Here is a 500-nt window from a genome sequence, read left to right on the forward strand (position 1 = left end):
GCGCAGGGTCGTGCGGGCGGCGCGTGAGCCCTCCTGCGCGCGCGGCTCGATCTGGCTGCGGCGCGCGGCGAGCAGCGCGAACTCGGCGCCGACGAAGAACGCGTTGAGGGCGAGCAGGACGACGGCCAGGGCCACGCCGAAGAGGTCGCCGTTCATCGCACGGCCTCCTTGGTCGCGGTGGCGGGCGCGGCGTCGGACCCTGGCTCCTGCTCGGGATCCGGCGTGAGAAGTCGCAGCTCGATCCGGTCGATGCGCAGTCCGTCCATCCGCTCGACCGTCAGCATGACGAGCCGCTCGCGCCGCTCGTGGAGCTCGCTGCGGTCGGGGACCGGGATCTCGACGCGGTCACCGGGAGCGGGGATCTTGCCGAGCTCTCGCATCACCAGGCCGGCGACGGTGTCGTAGTCCTCGTGGTCGGGGAGCTCGATCTCGGTGGCGTCCTCGACCTCGTCCGGTCGCAGCAGGCCGGACAGGGTCCAGCTGCCGTCACGACGCTGGCG

The 500-nt window shown here is 72.8% G+C and carries 2 protein-coding genes; both read right to left on the reverse strand.

The window, feature by feature from the left end:
* A partial coding sequence (locus FB586_RS19140) for a CNNM domain-containing protein (RefSeq protein WP_136520894.1) occupies positions 1 to 156 on the reverse strand: 156 nt, incomplete at its 3' end.
* A partial coding sequence (locus tag FB586_RS19145; RefSeq protein ID WP_281276716.1) for a transporter associated domain-containing protein occupies positions 153 to 500 on the reverse strand: 348 nt, incomplete at its 5' end. The genes FB586_RS19145 and FB586_RS19140, both read right to left, overlap by 4 nt.

The organism is Cellulomonas telluris, from assembly GCF_004886325.1.
Lineage (GTDB): Bacteria > Actinomycetota > Actinomycetes > Actinomycetales > Cellulomonadaceae > Cellulomonas > Cellulomonas telluris.